The organism is Streptomyces violaceorubidus, from assembly GCF_000717995.1.
Taxonomy (GTDB): domain Bacteria; phylum Actinomycetota; class Actinomycetes; order Streptomycetales; family Streptomycetaceae; genus Streptomyces; species Streptomyces violaceorubidus.
The window spans coordinates 122,614-143,537 of record NZ_JODM01000009.1; the positions used below are offsets into that span (position 1 = coordinate 122,614).

General features: G+C 72.1%; 19 protein-coding genes and 3 pseudogenes. 10 read left to right on the forward strand and 12 right to left on the reverse strand.

Features of this window, described 5'->3' with window-relative positions:
- The first annotated feature begins 110 nt into the window (after window positions 1-110).
- Genes paaA through paaE form a run of 5 tightly spaced genes read left to right on the forward strand, consistent with a single transcriptional unit; the run spans window position 111 to window position 3,860 of the window.
- Window positions 111-1,097 carry a 1,2-phenylacetyl-CoA epoxidase subunit PaaA gene (gene paaA, locus IE94_RS0114750; protein WP_030183618.1) on the forward strand — a complete coding sequence of 329 codons (987 nt, stop codon included), beginning with the start codon at window positions 111-113 and terminating at the stop codon, window positions 1,095-1,097.
- Window positions 1,094-1,405, forward strand: coding sequence for a 1,2-phenylacetyl-CoA epoxidase subunit PaaB (gene paaB / locus IE94_RS0114755; RefSeq protein WP_030183620.1), 312 nt, complete (start codon window positions 1,094-1,096; stop codon window positions 1,403-1,405). Before paaA ends, paaB begins: the two co-directional genes overlap by 4 nt.
- A 9-nt stretch (window positions 1,406-1,414) precedes the next feature.
- Window positions 1,415-2,242, forward strand: a complete 828-nt coding sequence (paaC, locus tag IE94_RS0114760; RefSeq protein ID WP_030183622.1) for a 1,2-phenylacetyl-CoA epoxidase subunit PaaC — start codon at window positions 1,415-1,417, stop codon at window positions 2,240-2,242.
- Window positions 2,236-2,754, forward strand: a complete 519-nt coding sequence (gene paaD / locus IE94_RS0114765; RefSeq protein ID WP_030183624.1) for a 1,2-phenylacetyl-CoA epoxidase subunit PaaD — start codon at window positions 2,236-2,238, stop codon at window positions 2,752-2,754. The genes paaC and paaD overlap by 7 nt, the downstream gene beginning before the upstream one ends.
- Window positions 2,754-3,860, forward strand: coding sequence for a 1,2-phenylacetyl-CoA epoxidase subunit PaaE (gene paaE / locus IE94_RS0114770; RefSeq protein WP_030183626.1), 1,107 nt, complete (start codon window positions 2,754-2,756; stop codon window positions 3,858-3,860). Before paaD ends, paaE begins: the two co-directional genes overlap by 1 nt.
- A gap of 24 nt (window positions 3,861-3,884) precedes the next feature.
- Here paaE and IE94_RS0114775 read toward each other — a convergent pair whose 3' ends face one another.
- Window positions 3,885-5,102: an alginate lyase family protein gene (locus IE94_RS0114775; RefSeq protein ID WP_030183628.1), complete on the reverse strand. Its 1,218-nt coding sequence runs from the start codon at window positions 5,100-5,102 to the stop codon at window positions 3,885-3,887.
- 253 nt (window positions 5,103-5,355) lie between these two features.
- Between IE94_RS0114775 and IE94_RS35600 the strand changes: the two are divergent.
- Window positions 5,356-6,811, forward strand: a pseudogene (locus IE94_RS35600) (alpha/beta hydrolase family protein).
- Here the strand turns inward: IE94_RS35600 and IE94_RS0114785 are convergent.
- The gene (locus IE94_RS0114785) at window positions 6,710-7,708 is read right to left on the reverse strand and encodes an aminoglycoside phosphotransferase family protein (protein ID WP_078606489.1); all 999 of its coding nucleotides are present in this window, start codon (window positions 7,706-7,708) and stop codon (window positions 6,710-6,712) included. The pseudogene IE94_RS35600 and the gene IE94_RS0114785 sit on opposite strands and share 102 nt — an antisense overlap.
- Window positions 7,709-7,782: 74 nt before the next feature.
- Window positions 7,783-8,361 carry a tellurite resistance TerB family protein gene (locus IE94_RS0114790; protein WP_030183639.1) on the reverse strand — a complete coding sequence of 193 codons (579 nt, stop codon included), beginning with the start codon at window positions 8,359-8,361 and terminating at the stop codon, window positions 7,783-7,785.
- Between the two features lie 177 nt (window positions 8,362-8,538).
- On the opposite strand from IE94_RS0114790, the gene IE94_RS0114795 reads away from it, so the two are divergent.
- On the forward strand, window positions 8,539-8,955 hold the full coding sequence (locus IE94_RS0114795; protein ID WP_245235256.1) for a GtrA family protein: 417 nt from the start codon (window positions 8,539-8,541) through the stop codon (window positions 8,953-8,955).
- A 127-nt stretch (window positions 8,956-9,082) separates the two neighbouring features.
- On the opposite strand, the gene IE94_RS0114800 is transcribed toward IE94_RS0114795, so the two are convergent.
- Window positions 9,083-9,580, reverse strand: coding sequence for a hypothetical protein (locus IE94_RS0114800; RefSeq protein WP_245235257.1), 498 nt, complete (start codon window positions 9,578-9,580; stop codon window positions 9,083-9,085).
- A 94-nt stretch (window positions 9,581-9,674) separates the two neighbouring features.
- Here IE94_RS0114800 and IE94_RS0114805 point away from each other — a divergent pair, with 94 nt between their 5' ends.
- Entirely contained in the window at window positions 9,675-10,604 is a 930-nt protein-coding gene (locus tag IE94_RS0114805) for a GNAT family N-acetyltransferase (protein ID WP_030183647.1), read from the forward strand.
- 125 nt (window positions 10,605-10,729) lie between these two features.
- Here IE94_RS0114805 and IE94_RS0114810 read toward each other — a convergent pair whose 3' ends face one another.
- The 3 genes from IE94_RS0114810 to IE94_RS0114820 all read right to left on the reverse strand — a co-directional run bounded on the left by IE94_RS0114810 (window position 10,730) and on the right by IE94_RS0114820 (window position 13,801).
- A complete protein-coding gene (locus IE94_RS0114810) occupies window positions 10,730-11,380 on the reverse strand; it encodes a GntR family transcriptional regulator (protein WP_030183649.1) in 651 nt (216 codons plus the stop codon).
- 123 nt (window positions 11,381-11,503) lie between these two features.
- Window positions 11,504-12,229 carry an aspartate/glutamate racemase family protein gene (locus tag IE94_RS0114815; RefSeq protein WP_030183668.1) on the reverse strand — a complete coding sequence of 242 codons (726 nt, stop codon included), beginning with the start codon at window positions 12,227-12,229 and terminating at the stop codon, window positions 11,504-11,506.
- An 84-nt stretch (window positions 12,230-12,313) separates the two neighbouring features.
- Window positions 12,314-13,801, reverse strand: coding sequence for an NCS1 family nucleobase:cation symporter-1 (locus tag IE94_RS0114820; protein ID WP_030183672.1), 1,488 nt, complete (start codon window positions 13,799-13,801; stop codon window positions 12,314-12,316).
- A 196-nt stretch (window positions 13,802-13,997) separates the two neighbouring features.
- Between IE94_RS0114820 and IE94_RS38060 the strand changes: the two are divergent.
- Window positions 13,998-14,398: pseudogene (locus IE94_RS38060) on the forward strand (family 43 glycosylhydrolase); the annotation flags it as partial.
- Between the two features lie 23 nt (window positions 14,399-14,421).
- Here the strand turns inward: IE94_RS38060 and IE94_RS0114825 are convergent.
- On the reverse strand, window positions 14,422-15,465 hold the full coding sequence (locus tag IE94_RS0114825; protein WP_030183675.1) for a LacI family DNA-binding transcriptional regulator: 1,044 nt from the start codon (window positions 15,463-15,465) through the stop codon (window positions 14,422-14,424).
- Window positions 15,466-15,620: 155 nt separating this feature from the next.
- Between IE94_RS0114825 and IE94_RS0114830 the strand changes: the two are divergent.
- A pseudogene (locus IE94_RS0114830) lies at window positions 15,621-16,460 on the forward strand (ABC transporter substrate-binding protein); the annotation flags it as partial.
- A 362-nt stretch (window positions 16,461-16,822) separates the two neighbouring features.
- On the opposite strand, the gene IE94_RS0114840 reads toward IE94_RS0114830, so the two are convergent.
- From IE94_RS0114840 to gap, 4 genes are all read right to left on the reverse strand, one after another.
- Complete coding sequence (locus IE94_RS0114840; protein WP_030183681.1) at window positions 16,823-17,656, reverse strand: class II glutamine amidotransferase; 834 nt, start codon at window positions 17,654-17,656, stop codon at window positions 16,823-16,825.
- A gap of 40 nt (window positions 17,657-17,696) precedes the next feature.
- Entirely contained in the window at window positions 17,697-19,175 is a 1,479-nt protein-coding gene (locus tag IE94_RS0114845; protein ID WP_030183684.1) for a glutamate-cysteine ligase family protein, read from the reverse strand.
- 151 nt (window positions 19,176-19,326) lie between these two features.
- Window positions 19,327-19,824, reverse strand: a complete 498-nt coding sequence (locus IE94_RS0114850; RefSeq protein WP_030183687.1) for a peptidylprolyl isomerase — start codon at window positions 19,822-19,824, stop codon at window positions 19,327-19,329.
- A 49-nt stretch (window positions 19,825-19,873) separates the two neighbouring features.
- Window positions 19,874-20,872: a type I glyceraldehyde-3-phosphate dehydrogenase gene (gene gap / locus IE94_RS0114855; RefSeq protein ID WP_030183690.1), complete on the reverse strand. Its 999-nt coding sequence runs from the start codon at window positions 20,870-20,872 to the stop codon at window positions 19,874-19,876.
- Window positions 20,873-20,924 lie beyond the last annotated feature (52 nt).

Sequence of the window (20,924 nt, forward strand, 5' to 3'; positions counted from 1 at the left end):
GCGCGGCGGCGCTGTCAAGAGTGCGACCGGCGGGGGTCCGGCTCTTGCTCGGCGCGCGGAAACGCGTCACACTGATACCGAACGAATGGTCGGTTGGGAAGCTGGTGACGATGACCACGACAGACGCCGCCGAGGTGCCGCCCCCGCACACGCCGGACGGACTCCAGGAGCACTTCGACGCGACGATCGCGCGCGACCAGCGCGTCGAGCCGCGGGACTGGATGCCCGACGGCTACCGCAAGACGCTGATCCGGCAGATCGCCCAGCACGCGCACTCGGAGATCATCGGCATGCAGCCCGAGGGCGAGTGGATCACCCGGGCCCCCTCGCTGCGCCGCAAGGCGATCCTGTTCGCCAAGGTCCAGGACGAGGCCGGGCACGGGCTGTACCTGTACTCGGCGGCCGAAACCCTCGGCGCGGACCGCGACGACCTCACCCAGCGGCTGATCGAGGGCCGCCAGAAGTACTCGTCGATCTTCAACTACCCGACCCTCGGCTTCGCCGACGTCGGCGTGATCGGCTGGTTCGTGGACGGCGCCGCGATCTGCAACCAGGTGCCGCTGTGCCGCAGTTCCTACGGGCCCTACGCGCGCGCGATGGTGCGCATCTGCAAGGAGGAGTCCTTCCACCAGCGGCAGGGATACGAGCTGCTGATGACCATGATGCGCGGCACCGACGCCCAGCGGGAGATGGTCCAGGACGCGGTGAACCGCTGGTGGTGGCCGTCCCTGATGATGTTCGGCCCGCCCGACGACGCCTCGCCCAACTCGGCGCGGTCGATGGCCTGGAAGATCAAGCGGCACAGCAACGACGAACTGCGCCGCCGCTTCGTCGACATGACCGTCCCGCAGGCCGAGAAGCTCGGCGTCACCCTGCCCGACCCGGAGCTCCGCTGGAACGAGGAGAGCGGGCACCACGACTTCGGCACCCCCGACTGGGACGAGCTGATGCGCGTCATCAAGGGCGACGGCCCCTGCAACGACCGGCGGATGGAGCGGCGGCGCACCGCCCACGAGGAGGGCGCCTGGGTGCGCGAGGCGGCCACCGCCCACGCCGCCAAGCAGGCCGCCCGCGCGGAGAAGGGAACGGCGGCATGACCCCCGAGAATCCTCGCGATCCCGAGAAGCAGGGCTGGCCGCTGTACGAGGTGTTCGTGCGCGGCAATCGCGGCCTCAACCACGTCCACGTCGGCTCGCTGCACGCCGCCGACGACGCCATGGCCCTCACCCACGCCCGCGACCTCTACACGCGGCGCAACGAGGGCGTGAGCATCTGGGTGGTGCGCTCCGAGCACATCGCCGCCTCCACCCGCGACGAGAAGGACCCCTTCTTCGCCCCCAGCGCCGACAAGGTCTACCGCCACCCCACCTTCTACGACATCCCCGACGACGTCCCCCACATCTAGGAGCAGGGCATGAGTGACGACCACGTCTACCTCACCCTGGCCGAGGGGCACGAGGACGACACCCGCTGGGCCTACGGCACCGGCTTCGAGGACCCGCTGCACGGCGTCGACACCACCGTGCCCGAGGGCGTCGACGCGGGCGCGCTGGTCGCCGAGTGCGTGGCGCTCGCCGACGACGCCCTGGTCAGCGCCCAGCGGCTCGCCGAGTGGGTCACCCGCGCGCCGGAGCTGGAGGAGGAGGTGGCGCTGGCCAACATCGGCCTCGACCTCCTCGGCCAGGCCCGCCTGCTCTACTCCCGCGCGGGGCAGACCGACGGCACCGGCCGGGACGAGGACGCCTACGCCTACCTCCGCGACGCCGGCGACTTCCGCAACGTCCGCCTGGCGGAACTGCCGGGCGGAGACTTCGCGTTCGCCGTGGTGCGGCTGCTGGTGCTCTCCAGCTGGCGCCTCGCCCACTTCCGGCGGCTTCGTGCCCACCCCGACCCGGTGCTCGCCGCGGTCGCCGCCAAGGGCGTCAAGGAGCTGACGTACCACCGTCAGTACGCCGCCGAGTGGTGCGTGCGCCTGGGCGACGGCACGGACGAGTCCCACCGCAGGATGCGCGCCGCGCTCGACCGGGTCGCCCCCTACCTCGGTGAATTGCACACGGCGTACGACGTCCGGGACGAGGTCGCCGACGACCTGCGCCAGGTCACGGAGGCCGCCGGACTGCCCCTGCCCGTCCACCGGCCGCTGCCCGGCTCCGGCCGCGCCGGCGAGCACACCGAACACCTGGCGCCGCTCCTCACCGAGTTGCAGGGCGTCGCCCGTGCCCACCCGGGGGCGACGTGGTGACCGGCACCCCCGCACCCCTGGACGCCCGCCGCGCCCGGCACGTCGCCGAGCAGGTGCCCGACCCCGAGCTGCCCATGCTCACCCTCGCCGACCTCGGCGTCCTGCGCGGCGTCGAGGTCGGCGGGGACGGCACCGTGGTCGCGAGCCTGACCCCCACCTACTCCGGCTGCCCCGCCATGGCCGAGATGCGGGCGGACGTCGACGCGCGGCTGCGGGAGGCGGGATACCCCCGCGTGGAGATCCGCACCGTCCTGGACCCGCCCTGGACCAGCGACTGGATCACCGCGGCGGGCCGCCGCAAGCTGGCCGAGCACGGCATCGCCCCGCCCGGGGCGGCACCCCGCGGCGGCCCCGTCTCCCTGGTCCTGTCGCCCACCCGGCCCGCGGTGCCCTGCCCCCGCTGCGGCTCGGCGGACACCGAGGAGACCTCCCGCTTCGCCGCCACGTCCTGCAAGGCCCTGTGGCGCTGCCGGGCCTGCCGCGAGCCGTTCGAGTACGTCAAGGAGATCTGATGCCCCCGACCGCCCCCGTACCGGCGGCCCCGGTGCGCGCCCGCCGCCGGCCCGCCTTCCACCGGCTGCGCGTCGCCGCCGTCGAGCGGCTGTGCGCGGACGCCGCGGCCGTGAGTTTCGAGATCCCCGACGAACTCGCCGGGGAGTTCGCCTTCGCGCCCGGTCAGTCGCTCACCCTGCGGCGCGAGGTCGACGGCCGGGACGAGCGCCGCTCGTACTCGATCTGCGCACCGGCCGGTGCGGCGCCGCGCATCGGTGTGCGGGTGGTACCGGGCGGACTGTTCTCGGCGTGGCTGGTCGACGAGGTGCGGCCGGGCGACACCGTGGAGGTCATGGCGCCCACCGGCCTCTTCACGCCCGACCTGACCACCCCCGGCCACCACGTCCTGATCGCGGCCGGGTCGGGCATCACCCCGATGGTGTCCATCGCCGAGTCGGTGCTCGCCGCCGACAGCCGCTCCGCCGTCACCCTGTTCTACGGCAACCGCCGCACCGACACGGTGATGTTCGCCGACGAGCTGGCCGACCTGAAGGATCTCCACCCGACCCGTTTCCACCTCGCCCACGTGCTCTCCCGCGAGCCCCGCGAGGCCGAGGTGCTCTCCGGCCGCCTGGACGCCGGACGGCTCGCGGCGCTCATCGGCCCCCTGGTGGACGTGGAGGGCGCGGACCACTGGTGGCTGTGCGGACCTGAGGGCATGGTCGCCGACGCCCAGCGGGTGCTCACCGGGCTGGGCGTCCCGGCCGAGCGCGTCCACCGGGAGCTGTTCTTCGCCGAGGACGAGCCCGTGCGGGAGGTGCGCCACGAGGACAGCGGCCCCGAGGGACCGGTCAGCGAGGTCACCGTCACCCTGGACGGCCGCTCCACGACCGCCCCGCTGTCCCGGGACCGGTCGATCCTCGACGGAGCCCAGCAGACCCGCCCCGACCTGCCCTTCGCCTGCAAGGGCGGGGTCTGCGGGACCTGCCGGGCCCTGGTCACCGACGGCCGGGTCGACATGCGCCGCAACTACGCCCTGGAGGCGGCGGAGGTCGACGCCGGCTATGTCCTGACCTGCCAGTCGTACCCGGTCTCCGACAAGCTGACCGTGGACTACGACAGCTGACAGGACATCGTCCCCGTCGCCGGCTCAGGCGGGGTTGTCGCCGTGGGTGAGGGTCTCCCAGGCGACGAACAGGTTGTTCGTGCCGGAGGGGCGGGTGCGCTTCGTGAGCGCCTCGGTGTTGTCCATGGCGAAGCCGAGGCGGTTGTGCAGGGCGTTGTAGCCGACCTCGGTCACCGGGCCCAGACCGAGGTGGAGCGAGCCCCCGCACAGCCAACTCGGCACGCCCGTGCCCTGCTCGTACTTCGCCTGGAAGCCGAGCGCGTGCCGCAGCCGCTCGCCGACGTCGGTGCCGTACAGGTCCTGCCCCTGGATCCGGCTGGTCTCGGCGACGTGCGAGATGGACGAGATGCCGTACCCGGTGTGGGTGAAGTCCCGGCAGGTCTCCTGGGTGAGGCCGGTGACGAAGGTGGACTGGCCCTGCCAGTACTTGACGATCTTGTCCCGGGTGTCGAGGTTCTGGCTCGGGACGGTCTTCGGCAGGTCTCCGTCGGAGTCCAGGTACACGTACGCGGCCGTGCGGGTGCGGAATCTGGCCATCGCGCGGTCGTAGGACGCCTTGTCCTCCAGGAAGACGGAGATGCCGACGGCGGCCTCCGTCATCGTCAGCTCCCAGTTGCCGTTGGAGTTGGAGCCGTTGATGACCTCGGGCAGGTAGACGTCGCGGAGCATGGCGGCGAAGCGGCCCGAGTTCGCCCAGGTGCCGCCGTACGTGTACTTGATGATCTCGGCGGCCTTCGGCCAGGACGAGCCCGCCCATCCGGTCTGCAACGGGGCGTTGCTGTTGGTGTGGTCCCGGATCACGGCGGACCAGGCGTCCATCAGCTCGATGGACTTGCGGGCGTAGCGCTCGTCACGGGTGAAGCACCAGGCCAGCGCGTTGGTGTAGGCCGCGATCGCGTCCTCGCGCTCGTCGGTGCAGCCGTAGTTGGGGTTGGAGTAGGAGCCACACTCGACCACCGCGCGGGGCTTGGGGGTGCGGTTCAGGTCGGCGTACCGGCTCGCCATCATCTGGTCGAAGGCGCCCTTCCAGGGCTGGGCCCCGGCGTCGATCCTGGCGCGGACGAAGTCGAGTTGCCCCTGGGAGACGGTGACTCCGGGGTGCGTGAACGCGGCCGGGGCGGCGTCCGCGCGGGGGGCGGTCGAGCCGGGACCGGCGAGCAGGGTGCCGACGAGCGCGGCGGTGAGGGTCGCGAGGAGGACGGCGCGGGATCCGCGGTGGCGGCGGGTGGGAGCAGAGGACATGTGGGGGGTCCCTCCGTTCGAGTATGTGAACGTTGAGTGCTGTTCTGAACGTTCGACTGGGCGGTGACGATAGGTAGAGACCAATGGGGCGTCAAGGGGCCACGCAGGAACCCGCGGAGGTCCGGTCGGACGGAGGCCGGCGAACACTGTGAACGCAACCGCCGAAGGGGTGGCTCCGGATCCGGGGAATCCCTGACGTCCCGGCCCGCAGCGCGACTTCGCGCCGGCCCGCAGCACGAACAGGAGCCGCACCGTGACCACACCCCCCGCTCCCCGGCACGGCACCCGGCCCACCCGCCGCTCAAGCCGCCCGGCGGTGGTCGCCACCGCGCTCACCGCCGTCCTCCTCGGCACCCTCGGCAACGCCTCCGCCGCCCCCGCACGGGCCGGCGGCCAGCCGGTTGCCGCCGACTGCCCGCCCGCCCTCGTGGAGAAGGCCACCTGGCCGGACGCGGGCGGCGCCCCCTACGCGATGGCCGTGCCCCACCGCTGGAACGGGTCCCTCGTCGTGCACGCCCACGGCGGGCCCGACCTCGGCGACGCCTCGGACCCCGCGCGCAGCACCGAGGACCTGGAACGCTGGGCGGTGATGGTCGACCAGGGATACGCCTGGGCCGCCTCCTCCTACCGGCGCGGCGGCTACGGGGCTCGCATGGCGGCCGCCGACACCGAGAGCGTGCGCCGCCTGTTCACCGAACGGTTCGGTCGGCCGGAACGCACCTACCTGCACGGCCAGTCCTGGGGCGGGAACGTGGCCGCCAAGGCCGCCGAGACCCACGGCCGGCGCCCCGGCGCCTACGACGGGGTGCTGCTGACCAACGGCGTGCTCGGCGGCGGTTCGCGCGGCTACGACTACCGGGTGGACCTGCGGGTGGTCTACCAGTACTACTGCCGCAACCACCCGCGCCCCACCGAGCCGCAGTACCCGCTGTGGCAGGGCCTGCGACCCGGGCTCCACCATGACCGCCGCGGGCCTGCGCGCCCGCCTCCAGGAATGCACGGGCTACGCGGTGGACCCGGGGGAGCGCACCGAGACGCAGCAGCGCAACCTCGACGACATCCTCGCCGTCACCGGCATCCCCGAGCGCACCCTGGAGTCCCACCTCCGGTTCGCCACCTTCACGTTCCGCGACATCGTGACCAACCGGCTCGGGGGGCGGAACCCCTGGAGCAACCGCGCGGTGCGCTACTCGGGCTCGCACGACGACAAGGCGCTCAACGCGGGCGTCGAGCGCTTCTCGGCCGACCCCACCGCCCGGCGCGACCTGTCCTGGGACAGCGACCTCACCGGCAGGGTCTCCCTTCCCGTCCTCACCCTGCACGCCATCGACGACCCGACCGCGTTCGTGGAGCACGAGGCGGCCTACCGCGCCACGCTCCGCGGCGCCGGCCGGGACCGGAACCTCGTCCAGACCTTCACCCGGGAACACGAGCACAGCTCGCTGAGCGACTCCGAATACGCCAACTCATTGGCCGCGCTGGACTCCTGGGCGCGCACCGGCCGCAGGCCGAGCCCGCGTACCCTCGCCGACTCCTGCGCCGCCTTCGACGCGAGGTACGGCGAGGGGTGCTTCTACGACCCCGGCTTCAGCCCGTCCGCGTACGCCTCACGCGTGCGGCCCCGGCCGGGCGGTCTCCTCTGGCCCGCCATGACGGCCGTGCAGGAGCGGGCGTGGAGCAGGATCGAGGGCGTGGGGATCGCGCCCTGACCGCTCGCCCAGTACCGCCCGGATCACGTGGCGGGCGTTGCCGGCCATCGCGGGGTTGGTCCCGCGGTAGTACGGCAGGGCGATCAGAGCCTGGGAGAGGGCGCGGCCCCGGCCGCGCCGCCAGGTCGCGTCGTCCACGCCGAGCGCCTCGCGGAAGACCTCCCTGGCGCCGGACGGCAGCAGGTTCCATGCCGGGAAGAGGTCGCAGGCCGGATCGCCCACGCCCATGCACCCGAAGTCGATCACGGCGGACAGCCGGCCGCCGCCCACCAGCAGATTGCCCGGCATCAGGTCCGCGTGCAGCCAGCGGGGCGGCCCCTGCCAGGCAGGGGCGCGCAGCGCGTCCTGCCACACGGCGGTCAGCGTGTCGCAGTCGACGCCCTCCTCGGGCAGGCCGCGCAGCTCGTCGAGTGCGGCCCGGGTCGGCGCGTCGAGCGTGGTGAGCGGCCCGCCGCGATACGCCTGCGGCGCGCCGGGCAGGGTGACACCGCGCATCGCCGCCACGAAGGCGCCCAGATCCTCCGCCAGCGCCACGGGGTCGGTCAGCGCTCCGGCCTCGGGGACCTCGCCGGGCAGCCACCGGTGGACGGACCAGGGCCACGGGTACCCGTCGGCCGGCACCCCTTCCCCGAGCACCTCGGGCACGGCGACGGGAAGCAGCGGCGACAGCCGGGGCAGCCACTCCCGCTCCGTCGCCACGTCCGCCACGCCGCCCTCGACCAGCGGCAGCCGGACGACCATGTCCTCGCCCAGCCGGTACATGGCGTTGACCGTGCCGCCGGAGGGGTGGCGCTCGACGGGCAGTCCCGCCCACCGCGGGAACTGCCCGTCGACCAGACGCCGTACCAGGCGGTCGTCGACACGGCACAGGCCCGTATGCGGCTGCCCTGAGCTCATGGCCCTCATCCGACCCCTCGACGGGGACGGCCGTCAAACGCTTTCCCGGCCGGCGGCTCTCCCGGGGTCCGGGATCAGACGCCGAACTCCGACGGCGGGATGTCCAGCGCGGTGCACGCCTCGCGGATCGCGTACTGCTCGGACTGCTCGAAGCTCCCGTCGGCGCCGGCGACGACCATGCCGGTCTGGACGACCGCACGGGCCTCGGCGGGCTTCTTGGCGGCCTTGGCGATCACCTGGAGAGCCTCGGCCTTCCCCTGCTCGAAGTTGGCGAGCAGCCGGTCCACGTGCTGGTTGAACCGCTGGCGGAGCTGGTCCGCCGGGAAGTTCTGCAGCACCTCGTTGGAGACGATCAGCTCCTCCACGCGCTGCCGCTCGGCCGGCTCCACCCGGCCGTCCGCGGCGGCGACCAGGGCGCACATGGCCATGCTGGCGTCCCGGTAGGCGCCGCTCTTGAGCTCGTTCTTGGCCGAGGCGAGCTGGGACTTGAACAACCCGATCAGCTGGGCCTTGGAACCGCCGGAGGACGAACCCGACCTGCTGCCACCCCCCAGGGGGCCGTGCGATCCCTGGCCGGATCCGCTCGCTCCCCGAGTGCCCTGGGACTGCTGGAAGGTCTTGGCCTGGTCCTTGATCTTGTCCCACATCGCCACTCGTGCCACCTCGGCTTCTGTTGCTGCGTATCGGTCTGTCCTCGGCCGCGATCTCCCGCGGTCACCACGATGAACGCGCCCGGGGTCCACAGGGTTCCCGAAAGGCAAAGCAAAGGCAAAGTGCCTGGTGGGGTCGTAGTACGCTGCGCCACCGGGGAGTTCGGACATCGATCGACGGTGGGGGAGCGCGCGGTGTGGTCGCGGGAGGTCGGCTGGTTCGTCGCGATCGGCGTCGCGTCGACCGCGGGACAGGCCCTGCTCTACTGGGGGCTGCGCCCCTGGTCGCCGCCGGCCGTGGCCAACCTGGTCTCCCTCCTCGTGCTGACGGTGCTGAACACCGAGGCGAACCGGCGGCTGACGTTCCGGCACGCCGCCACGAAAGCCGCCCGCGCGCACCTCGGAGCGGGCGGCCTCTTCCTGCTCGGCTACCTGGTGACCTCCGGTGCCGTGCTGTGGTTCACGCACCAGCGGCCCGACGCCTCGCCCGCCGCCGAGACCGCGGTCCTCGCCGCCACGTCCGTCGCCGTCACCGTCGTACGCTTCGTCGTCCTGCGACTGGCCGTCTTCCGCGGCCCCGACCACAGGCGCGCCTGAACGCCGTCCTCAGTCCCGTCGCGCGACTCGCCGAAGCCCGGGGTACGGGTGCGGACGGCCGTCGCGAGGTCGCGGCGGCCGTCCACCACGGCCACCGGCTGCCCGGGGTCCCCGGACCCTGACCCCGCTACTGCGACGCCGGCCGGGCGCGGCCCCGGCCAGGGGCGCCGGCGCGGCGCCGGCAGCCCGCGTCGTGCCGCGCGCCGAGCGAGGTCCACCACCGTTCGCAGCAGTCGTCGGGCAGGGAGACGCGGGCGGCGGCGGGACGGGCGCACTCCGAGCCGTGCACGACGCCGTCCGAATGCCGCCAGAACGCGCAGCACGGCTCCAGACCGTGCGCGAACGGACCGTGCGCGAACGGATCGTGCGGCTCCGGCCGGGCCAGGAGCTCGGCCCGCCTGGCCAGGGCGACCCGGCGCCGGTGCTCCGCACCCTCCCGGGCGGCGCACCACGCGAACACCGCGGCGACGTACAGGCCGGGCAGGAAGAGCCAGGAGTGGCGGGTGGCCGCGTACGCGGCGGCGGCGACAAGGAGCACGGCGGCGGCACGGCAGGCACGGGCGGTGCGCAGGCTCGGCGTCACAGGGAACTCCCGTGGGTCGGCGGGGGAGAAGGCTTCGGACATGCGTATGCCCCCGGTTCGGCGTCCTACGTCATCGCCTCGCCTCCGGCGGATAATCCGTTGCGGTCACCCGCCGCCGTGCCCGACTCTGCTCCTCATGTCCCCCGCCGACCTGCGACCGGCCACCCTCGCCGACGCCCCCGCCATCACCGCCCTCCTCAACGAGATAGACCGGATCGAGATCGGCCGCCCCGAGACCGACCAGCACACCGTCGAAGCCGACCTGAAGCACCAGCGGACGGATCTGACCCAGGACTCGTGGCTCGCCTTCGACGACGGCCGGCTGGTCGCGTACGGGCTCCTGTGGGACGAGTCCGGCGGCGAGCGCGTCGACATCGACCACTACGTGCTGCCCGACCACCAGCGGACCGGGCTGCGCGTGCTGTCGGCCATGGAGACCCGCGCCCTCGCCAAGGCACGGGCCAACGGCGCCGAACGCGCCGTGGTCCACCTGCACCTCAACACCCGGCCCACGACCGACACCGCGCTCCTCGCCGGTCGCGGCTGGAGGGTCGTGCGCACCCACCACGTGCTGCGCCGCGCGCTGGAATCGGCGACCGACCTCGTGCCCGAGGCACCGGCGGGCGTGCGGGTGCGGGCGTGCGCCACGGAGGCGGACCGCGCCCGGGTCCACGAGCTGTACCAGCGCTCCTTCGCGGAGCACTTCGACTTCCAGCCGCGCGCGTACCCGCTGTGGCTCGACGACATCGACGCCGCGGGCCTCGACTGGTCCCTGGTCTGGATCGCCGAGACCGACGACCTCGGGGACGCCGGATTCCTGCTGGCCCGGGACGACCGCGAGGCGATGGGGTGGATCCGCGCCCTCGGCGTGCCGCGCGAGGCCCGCGGCCGGGGCCTGGGCGGCTTCCTGCTGCGCCACGCCTTCGCGCACTTCGCCGCGCGGGGCCGGGACACGGTGGGCCTCGGTGTCGACACCGCGAACGCGACGGGCGCCCCGCGGCTGTACGGCCGCCACGGCATGACGGTCCACTTCGCGGTCGACACCTGGGAAGCGGTACTCGCCTGACGGCACCGCGCCGCACCATCGCGAGGGCCACCACCCGCCCGAGGTACCGACATCGCACGCGCACCGGTGCGCGGTTCCTGTACGTCGCCCCCGGAGTCATGGTGGTCGACACCGCCGCCGAGGGACTATGCGCGGTCCTGCGCCAGGTGGCCGAGGGCGGCGCTGCGGCTCGTCGAGAGATGGTGCAGGACCAGTTCCTGGACGCGGTCCACGTCGCGGGCGGCGATGGCCCGGTAGAGGGCGTCGTGCTCCAGGGCGACGGCCAGCAGGTCGTCGTGCTGGCCCAGGAGCCAGCGCAGGCGGCTGCGCAGGACCCGCTCCAGCTCGTTGAGCAGCTCGTTGGCGGCCAGCGAGACGACGGTCTCGTGGAAGTCGGCGGCCGCCCGGCGGGCCCGCACGGCGTCGTTCGCGCGGGCCGCGTCGAGTTCGGCGTCCACCGTCGCGCGCAGCCGCTCCAGCCCCTCCCGCGTGTGCCGTTGGGCGGCGAGCCGGAACCCGAGGGTCTCCAGGCCCGAGCGGACCTCGTCCAGGTCGGCGATGTCGCTCGTGGTGAACTCCCGCACCACCGCCCAGCTCCGTGGCCGCGGGGTCACCAGCCCCTCCGCGACCAGGGTCTTGAGGGCCTCGCGGACGGGAAGCCGGCTCACCCCGAGGGACTCGGCCAGCTCCCGTTCGACCAGGCGGCTGCCGGGGGCCCGCACACCGTCGACGATCTCGTCGCGCAACCGCCGCGTGACCCGCTCGGACTCGGGCGTGAAGCCCTCTGACGCAGCCATCGCCGTCCTTCGTCTGTCTTCCGTTCCCGGCACGCCGACCGCGCCGTGCGGAGCGGCGGTCGGGCGGCCCGTCAGAATACCCCGGGGTCGGGCGCCGCCCGGGCGGGACGGAGCGAGAGGGGGTCAGCCCGCCTGCGGGGGCCAGTTGACGATCCGCTTGGGACGCGGACGGGCGTAGGTGCGCACCTTGGACGTGGACAGACCGAGCCGGACCAGGGACTCGGCGACCGTCACGGCGGCGGCGACCCCGTCGACCACGGGGACACCGGTACGTTCCACCACGCGTTCGGCGAGGCCCGCCATGCCTCCGCAGCCCAGGCAGATGACCTCGGCCCGGTCGTCCTCGACCGCGCGGGCGGCCTGCTCGGTGATGGCGTCCACGGCGGCCCGCTCGTCCCGCTCCAGGTCCAGCACGGCGAGCCCGCTGGCCCGCACCGAGGCACACCGGGCGCTCAGTCCGGCCACCTCCAGCCGCTCCTCGATCAGGGGGACCGTGCGGTCGAGGGTGGTGACCACGGAGTAGCGGCGGCCCAGGTACTGCGCGGTGCTCGCCGCCGCCTCGGTGATGTCGACGACGGGCACGTCGAGCAGTTCCTGGAGCCCCTCGCGGCCGTGCTCGCCGTAACCGGCCTGGATCACCGCGTCGAAGGGCTCCCGGTGGGCGCGCACGGCCTCCATCACGGCGACGGCGGCGAGGTAGCTCTCGTAGTTGCCCTCCACGGACTCCGCGCCGAAGGCCGGGGTCAGCGGCACGATCTCGGTGCCCGGACAGGCCGCGCCGGCCGCCTGCTTGCCGATCGCGTCGGTGATGGACTGCGTGGTGTTGACGTTGACCACGAGGATGCGCATGGGTGGGCCTGGGCCTTCTGCTCGGACGGGGAGGACGGAAGGGGACGGGGGAGAAGGGGGAGAAGGGGGAGGGGGCGTTCGGGGTTAGTCCGCGGCGACGGCGATGGCCTCGCCGTCCACGTCGCGGAACGCGGAGGCACGGTCGGCGATCAGCGCGTACAGCACCGCGGCGAGGATGGCGCCGACGAACCAGGAGAACCCGGCCGCGGCGTGGAAGAAGGGGACGAGTGCGACGACGACGGCGATCGCGGCGCTGGGGACGAAGGCCGCGACGGCCCGCGGGTTGTAGCCGCGCCGGTAGTGGTACTCGGCGCCCGCGTCCTCGGTGTAGAGGGCCGGCACGTTCACACGGGACTTCCGCAGCAGCCAGTAGTCCGCCATGATCACGCCGAACAGGGGGCCGAGCAGCGCGCCGAGCCCGCCGAGGAAGTAGTTCACGACGACGGGGCTGTTGTAGAGGTTCCAGGGCGTGATCACCAGGCCCAGGACGGCGCTCACCAGGCCCGCGCGGCGGAAGTCGAGCCGGTGCGGGAAGAGGTTGACCAGGGCGTAGATGGGCGCGACGAAGTTGGCCAGCAGGTTCACCGCCACCGTGAGGGCGATGAGACACAGCGAGGCGAGGGCCAGCAGGAACATGTTGGGGATCGTCCTGACGATGTCCGTCGGACTGGTGATCACGTGCCCGTCGAGGGTGAACTGGGCTCCGCTGAGGACCGCCACGATGACGGCGAAGAAGAGCATGTTCACCGGGATGCCGATCACGTTGCCCCGGACGATGGAGCCGCGGCTGCGCGCGGACCTGGTGAAGTCGCAGAAGTTCAGCACGAACGTCCCGTAGATGACCACCCACAGGGCGGCGGCCTGGAGCACCTGGAGCCACATCGCGCCGCCGGTCAGCGGGTCGTCGACGGACACGGAGACCGACCCGTCGGCCCGCACGAACATCCACACCGCGAGGGCGCACATGGTCAGCAGGGTGGTGGGCGCGGCGAAGGCCATGTACCGGCGGATCATCTGCATCCCGTAGCTGACGATGAGCACCTGGAGGGCCCACAGCACCAGGAAGGTGATCCAGCCGAGCGTCGACTGGCCGAGCAGGGAGTTCGTGTCCAGGGAGGCGAGGGAGGGGAACATGGCCACCAGGAGGGCGCTCAGCACGGCGGACGCCAGATAGGTCTGGATACCAAACCAGGCGATGGCCACGGCGCCGCGGACGACGGCCGGAATCTTCGCCCCCTTGATGCCGAACGCGATGCGGCTCATGACGGGGAACGGAACGCCCGTCTTGTGGCCCATGAACCCGGAGAGCGTGAGCAGGAGGAAGAGCAGGACCGAGGCGAGCGCGAAGGCGGCGAGGATGCCCCACACGTTGAGACCGAGGGCGAACAGTCCGATGGCGAAGGCGTAATTGCCCAGGCTGTGCACGTCGTTGGCCCAGAGGGTGAAGACGTTGTAGGCGCCCCAGCGGCGGCCTTCCCGCTTCGTCGGGGCGAGGTCGTAGGTGTAGAGGCCGGAGCTGGTGGCGGTGTCGCCGGTCCGTGCGGACGAGCGGCGGTCTTCCAGGGCAGTCATACGGGACTCCTGGGATCAGGTGCGGGGAATGGGAGAGTTCCACAAAGCGGAAGCGGCTTTCCGGTGAACAGAACGTAGTTTTCGCCAAACCGCACCGTCAAGAGCTCTGCGGCAAATGGAATACCATTTTTGGCCCCGTTGGCAGTCCTCTGGGCCGTCCGTGGCGTGACGCCCCGTCCTTACATCGATGTAAAGGCTGCCGGCGAACTGGCGCCGGCACCTGGGCGCGGTGTTCTCCCGGGCCGACGACCGCGGCGTGTTCGGGCCGGGCCACCGCGCCTTCTTCGCGTCCCCCGACGGCACCGAGGACTGGATCGTCCACCACGCCAGGACCACCTCGGTGAACACCTGCACCAACCGGACCACACGGGCGCAGAAGTTCACCTGGCGGGCCGACGGCACCGCCGACCTCGGTCGTCCGCTCGCCCTGGCGCCACCCAGGAGCTGCCCGTCTCCTTCGCGGGCACCCGGATCGTCCTGCTCTCCGTCAAGGACACCGGCAACGGCTACGCGGGCATCAGCATCGACGGCGGGCCCGAGCAGCGGGTGGACCTCCACCACTCGATCCGCGTCGGTGAAGCGGTGCAGTACACGTCCCGCTCACCCGGCCGGCCGGAACGTCAGCGCCGCTCGTGGCCCTCCGTGCTCTCCCTCAGGACGAGCCGGTGGGCCACGATACGGTCCTGGGGCGCCTGCACCCCCGACACGGCACCGTCCGGCGCCGTCGCCTCCTCGATGCGGTGCTGGAGCAGCTGTACGGCGACCTTGGCCACCGCCGCCTTGTCCGGCGCCACCGTGCTCAGCGTCGGGACGCTGAACCGGCCGCCCTCCACGTCGTCGAAGCCGATCACGGCGACGTCCTCGGGCACCGACACGCCGTGCTCGTGCAGGGCGCGCAACGCGCCGAGCGCCAGCTGGTCGTTGAGGCAGAGCAGCGCGTCCGGCCGGACGCCCGCCCGCAGTGCCAGGTCCACGGCCCGGGCACCGTCGGGCATGCGGAAGGAGTCCACCGGCAGCAGCGCGGCCGGATCGTAGGCGAGGCCCGCTTCCGCCAGGGCGGCGCGGTAGCCCCGGGTGCGGGCCTCGGCCGTGCCCAGTCCCGAGTCGTCGCACCCCCCGACGGCCAGGACGGTGCGGCGTCCGAGCCCGATCAGGTGGCGGGTCGCCTCGAACGCGGCACGCTCGTTGTCGATGGCCACGTGGTCGGCGCCCTCCTCCAGCAGCTCTCCGAGCAGCACCGTCGGCGGGAAGCCGGTGCGGTCCCGCAGGTCGTCGGCGGTCAGGGCGAGCGGGCTGAGAATGATGCCGTCCACGAAGGTGGAGCCGAACCCGGCCAGCGCCGCCAGTTCGTGGGCGCGGTCCGCCCCGGACTGGTGGATCAGGACCGTCAGGGACCGCTCCTCGGCCTCGCGGATGACATGCCGGGCCAGCTCCGCGAAGTACGGTATGTCCAGTTCCGGGACGACGAGCGCGATGATGCCGGTTCTGCCCTTGCGCAGGTGACGGCCGGCCAGGTTCACCCGGTAGCCGAGGTGCTCGATGGCCTCGCGCACCACCTGCCGGGTCCGGTCGGAGACATGGGCGTAGTCGTTGATGACGTTGGACACCGTCTTCTCCGAAACGCCCGCATGGCGTGCGACGTCCTTGATCCTGGGCCGTGCCACCGAGACCTCCCTGCCTCTTCCGCGCTGCCCGAGTCTATGTCCCGGGGCGCGGGAGGGCGTCGGCGCCGGTCCACTTCCGCACGGCTCTTTACAGCCAATGTACATCGATGTAAAAACTAGCCACCGCATGAGCTCCGGCCGTCGAAAGGTCCACGATGAGTTCCCGTTCGCCTGCCCAGGGGGTGCCGGCCGTGTCCACCCCGGACCGCCGCCCCAGCCGCCGCCGGTTGCTGCGCAACGCCATGGCCGGAGCGGGAGCCCTGCTCGCCGCGGGCCCGCTGACCGGCTGCACCTCACCGGCCTCGGCCTCCGGGGCGTCCGCGCTGAGCGTCTGGGACCTCTTCCAGGGCGGCGACGGCATGCTGATGGACGACATGATCGAGGCCGTGTCCAAGGGGTCCGGGGGAGCCGAGGGCTTCGACGTCGACCGCACGATCCTGGACTGGGGCCCGTCGTACTACACCAAGCTCGCCATGTCCGCGGCCGGCGGACGGGCCGCCGACGTGGCCGCGATGCACCTGTCCCGACTGGCCGGTTACGCGCCCGGCGGCCTGGTGGACGCCTTCGACCTGGACCTGCTCGCCGAGTACGGCGTCACGGAGAAGGACTTCACCCCTGCCGTGTGGTCGCGCACCCGGCACGAGGGGTCCGTCTACGCGATCCCGCTGGACGTCCACCCCTTCATCGTGTTCTACGACAAGAAGGCGGCCGACAAGGCCGGGCTCCTGGACACCGGCGGTGAACTGGCCCCCATGGGCTCCCCCGAGGCCCTGCTGGAAGCGGGCAAGGCCCTCGCCGAGGCGACCGGGGGAGCGGGCATCCTGTTCGGCCACGTCACCGACACGGCACAGACCTGGCGTCTGTTCGCCGGCCTCTATGCCCAGACCGGCGCCGACTTCGACCTGCCGGACGGCGGCCCCCCGAAGATCGATGTCGACGCCGCCGTACGCGTCGTCACCCTCATGACGCGGCTCTTCGACGGGAAGACCAACCCCACAGTCCGTCCCCCGGGACGCGCGCTTCGCGCAGGACGGTGCTCGGGCCGACGGACGTGACGGACATGAAAGTCCTCCCCATGGATGACGTACGCGTGGAATCCGGCCAGGGGTGCACAAAGGCCACCGCAGGAGGGCCGGGAGAACGACGGTGTGACGAGTGCTCCGGGGCGTGGACCGGAGGGAATGCCGACGGGCTACGACGCGACAGGCGTCGGGCGGTCGGGGCGAAGAGGGCCGTCAGAGGCCGGAACGCTCACAGCCGGTCCGCTCGGGCACGCGGGGACACTCCGCGATGGTGCCGGACCGGTAGGTGGTCATGGCACCGATTGTGTGATCCTCGTCCGTCCGTGTCAACGGCGTCACGGTGGGCGGGGAACGAAGGGGAGCAGTTCGTCCCCCTCCGGCTGGACGACGCCGTAACTGCTCTCGGGCACCTTGTTCCACACCCCGGGCAGATCGCCCAGGGGTTCCGACACGATCAGGCGGGTGCTGTCCGACGCGTCCTTGAGGAAGGGCAGTCCCGGGTGGAGCGCGCGCAGGCTCTCCACCCGGCTGCTGTAGTAGAGCGACCGGGACTGGGCCTGGCTGGAGTAGCGGAAGGCCCACAGGCGGCGCCCGTCGGTCACGGCGATGGTCATCTGCAGCGGGAACTCCACGCCGTGCTCGTGGCCGATCTCCTCCACCAGCCCCGCCATCCGCGCCACGGCCGCGGGCGGATCGTCCTCCAGGCCGAGGGTGAGCGCCAGGTAGAACATCATCTCCGAGTCCGTCGATCCCTCGATGTCGAGGAAGAGCCGCGGATCGACGGCCAGCGCGAGGTCCCGGCGCAGCCGGTGGAACTCGGCGATCGCGCCGTTGTGCATCCACATCCACCGGCCGTGGCGGAACGGATGGCAGTTGGTCTGCTGCACCGGACTGCCCGTCGACGCCCGGATGTGGGCGAAGAACAGCGGCGAGCGGACATGGCTCGCGATCTCCCGCAGGTTGCTGTTGCTCCAGGCCGGCCCGATCTCCCGGACGATGGCGGGGGTGTGCATCTCCGGCCCGAACCAGCCGACGCCGAACCCGTCCCCGTTCGTCGTCTCGACCCCCATGCGGGCGTGCAGGCTCTGGTCGATGAGCGAGTGCTCGGGCTGGTAGAGCAGGGACTCAAGGAGGACGGGTGTCCCCGAGTAGGCGAGCCATCGGCACATCGCTCCGTCGCCTCCCTGGTGGCCTGAGCTGCCCCGGACGTCAGTCGACCGGCCAGGTGTGGACCGGGGCGTTGAGGTGCATGTAGTCCATGTACTGCTGGGTCGTCCGGCGCAGCGCCTCGTGGCGGCCGGGCCGGGCGGTGGCGTCGATGTGGTGGAACATCTCCTTCTGCCAGACCGCGCCGTTGCGGCCGGTGACGCAGCGCTGCTCGATGATGCCGAGCAGCGGCTCCCGCCAGGCGGAGTCCATGCCGGACAGTTCCAGTCCCCGGTGCGCCAGCGGCAGCAGCCGGCGCAGGACCAGTTCGGGCACCGTCACCTCGCCCACTCCGGGCCAGTACAGCCGGGCCTCGATGCCGTGCCGGGCGGCGGTGTGCAGATTGTCCTCGGCGACCGAGAAGGACATCCGCGACCACACCGGCCGTTCCTCCTCCACCAGGGCGCGGGTGAGCCCGTAGTAGAAGGCGCCGTTGGCGAGGGTGTCGGCGACGGTCGGGCCGGCGGGCAGGACCCGGTTCTCGACGCGGACGTGCGGCTTGTCGTGGGCGACGGCGTAGACGGGCCGGTTCCAGCGGTAGATGGTCCCGTTGTGGAGGGTGAGTTCGCCCAGCTCCGGGATGTCGCCGCGGTCGAGGGTCTCGGCGGGGTCCTGCTCGTCGCACAGGGGCAGCAGCGCCGGGAAGTAGCGCAGGTTCTCCTCGAAGAGGTCGAAGACGCTGTTGATCCAGCGCTCCCCGAACCACACCCGGGGCCTGACCCCCTGGGCCTTGATCTCCTGCGGCCGGGTGTCGGTGGCCTGTTCGAACAGGGGGATGCGGCTCTCGTGCCACAGCTCCTTGCCGAGCAGGAAGGGCGAGTTGGCCGCGAGGGCGACCTGGACCCCGGCGATGGCCTGGGCGGCGTTCCAGTAGGCGGGGAACTCCTCCGGGGCGACCTGGAGGTGGAACTGGGTGCTGGTGCAGGCCGCCTCCGGCGTGATGGTGTCCGCGTAGGTCCGCAGGCGGTCGACGCCGTCCACCTCGATGTGCAGGTCCTCGCCCCGGGCGGCGAACACCTGGTCGTTGAGCAGCCGGTAGCGCGGGTTCTCCGACAGGGCCGCCTCGCCCACGTCGGACTGGCGCAGCGTGGGGAGGATACCGACCATGATCAGATGGGCACCGACCGACGCCGCGCGGTCCTCGGCGTGGTTCAGGGCGGCGCGGATCTCGGTCTCCCAGGAGTCGGGGCCGCCCGCCGTCAGCTGCCGGGGCGGGATGTTGATCTCCAGGTTGAAGCGGCCCAGCTCGGTGGACCAGGCGGGGTCCGCGATCGCTTCGAGGGCGTCGCTGTTGCGCATGGCGGGTTCGCCGCGGTCGTCGACGAGGTTCAGTTCGATCTCGAGGCCGACCTGGGGGCGCTCGGTCTCGAACCGGGACTCGCGCAGCATCTGCGCGAAGGCCTCCAGGCACTCCTGCATCTTGATCCGGTACCGGCGGCGGTCCTCGCGGGTGAAGACCAGCGCCGGGACGTCCCGTCCCATCGGTCCTCCCGGGGTTGCCTTGCGCGGACGCTCCTCCACCCCAGCGTCGCACCACCCGGCGCACCCCACCAGACGGGACGGGAACGGGGGCCCACCGCACCGAATGCGGCGGACCCCCGTCGGTTCACGTCCTCGTAGGGCTGATCAGGCCTTACAGCTTGCCGGACGCGCGCACCTTGATCTCCTTGGAGGTCTTGCCGGCGGGCGAGGAGCCGTAGCCCTCGATCTTGTCCACCACGTCCGTGCCCTCGACGACCTTGCCGAAGACGACGTGCTTGCCGTCCAGCCACGGGGTGGGGACGGTGGTGACGAAGAACTGCGAGCCGTTGGTGTTCGGACCCGCGTTCGCCATGGACAGGAGGTACGGCTCGGTGTGCTTCAGCTGGAAGTTCTCGTCCGCGAACTTCTCGCCGTAGATGCTCTTGCCCCCGGTGCCGTTGCCCTTGGTGAAGTCACCGCCCTGGAGCATGAACTGCGGGATCACACGGTGGAACGGGGAACCCGCGTAGCCGAAGCCGTGCTCGCCGGTGGCCAGCTCCAGGAAGTTCTTGGCGGTCTTGGGGGTGACGTCCTCGAAGAGCTCGAAGACGATGCGGCCCGCATCCTGGCCGTCGATGTCGATGTCGAAGTAAACCTTGGAATTGCTCATCGCACCATTGTGACGTGTGACCCCCGGTGATGCCGAACCGGCTGCCCGTTCAGCGTGTGGCGAGCAGTCCGAGGGTGTCGATCACGCGGTTGGAGAAGCCCCACTCGTTGTCGTACCAGGCGACCACCTTGATGTGGCGGCCCTCCACGCGGGTCAGCGCCGAGTCGAAGATCGACGAGGCCGGGTTGCCGGTGATGTCGGAGGAGACCAGCGGGTCCTCGGAGTACTCCAGCACGCCGGCCAGCGGGCCCTCGGCGGCGGCGCGGTAGGCGGCCAGCACGTCCTCGCGCGTCACGTCGCGGGCGACGGTCGTGTTCAGCTCGACGATCGAGCCCACCGGGACCGGCACGCGGATCGAGTCGCCCGACAGCTTGCCGTCGAGGCCCGGCAGGACCAGGCCGATCGCCTTGGCGGCGCCCGTCGTGGTCGGCACGATGTTCACCCCGGCGGCGCGGGCCCGGCGCGCGTCGCGGTGCGGGCCGTCCTGGAGGTTCTGCTCCTGGGTGTAGGCGTGCACCGTCGTCATGAAGCCGTGCTCGATGCCGGCCAGCTCGTCGAGGACCGCGGCGAGTGGCGCGAGGGCGTTGGTGGTGCAGGACGCGTTGGAGACGACGGTGTGCGCGGCCGGGTCGTAGGCGTCGGTGTTCACGCCGTAGGCGAGCGTCACGTCGGCGCCGCTCGACGGGGCGCTGACCAGGACCTTCCGCGCGCCCGCGGTCAGGTGGGCGCGGGCGGCGTCGGCCGAGGTGAAGCGGCCGGTCGACTCCAGCACGATGTCCACGCCCAGCTCGGCCCAGGGCAGCCGGGCGGGCTCGCGCTCGGCGAGCACCTCGATGCGGTGCCCGTCCACGACCAGGGTGTCCCCGTCGACGGACACCGGGCGGCCGAGCCGTCCGGCCGTCGAGTCGAAGGCGAGCAGACGGGCCAGGGTGGCGGGCTCCGTGAGGTCGTTGACGGCGACGACCTCCAGCTTCGTGTCGCGTTCGAGCAGTGCGCGCAGCACGTTGCGCCCGATGCGGCCGAATCCGTTGATGCCGATGCGAGTCATGAGTGGTGTGTCCCTTCGTTCGCCACCAGGTCCTTCGCCCCCAGGCTCGCGC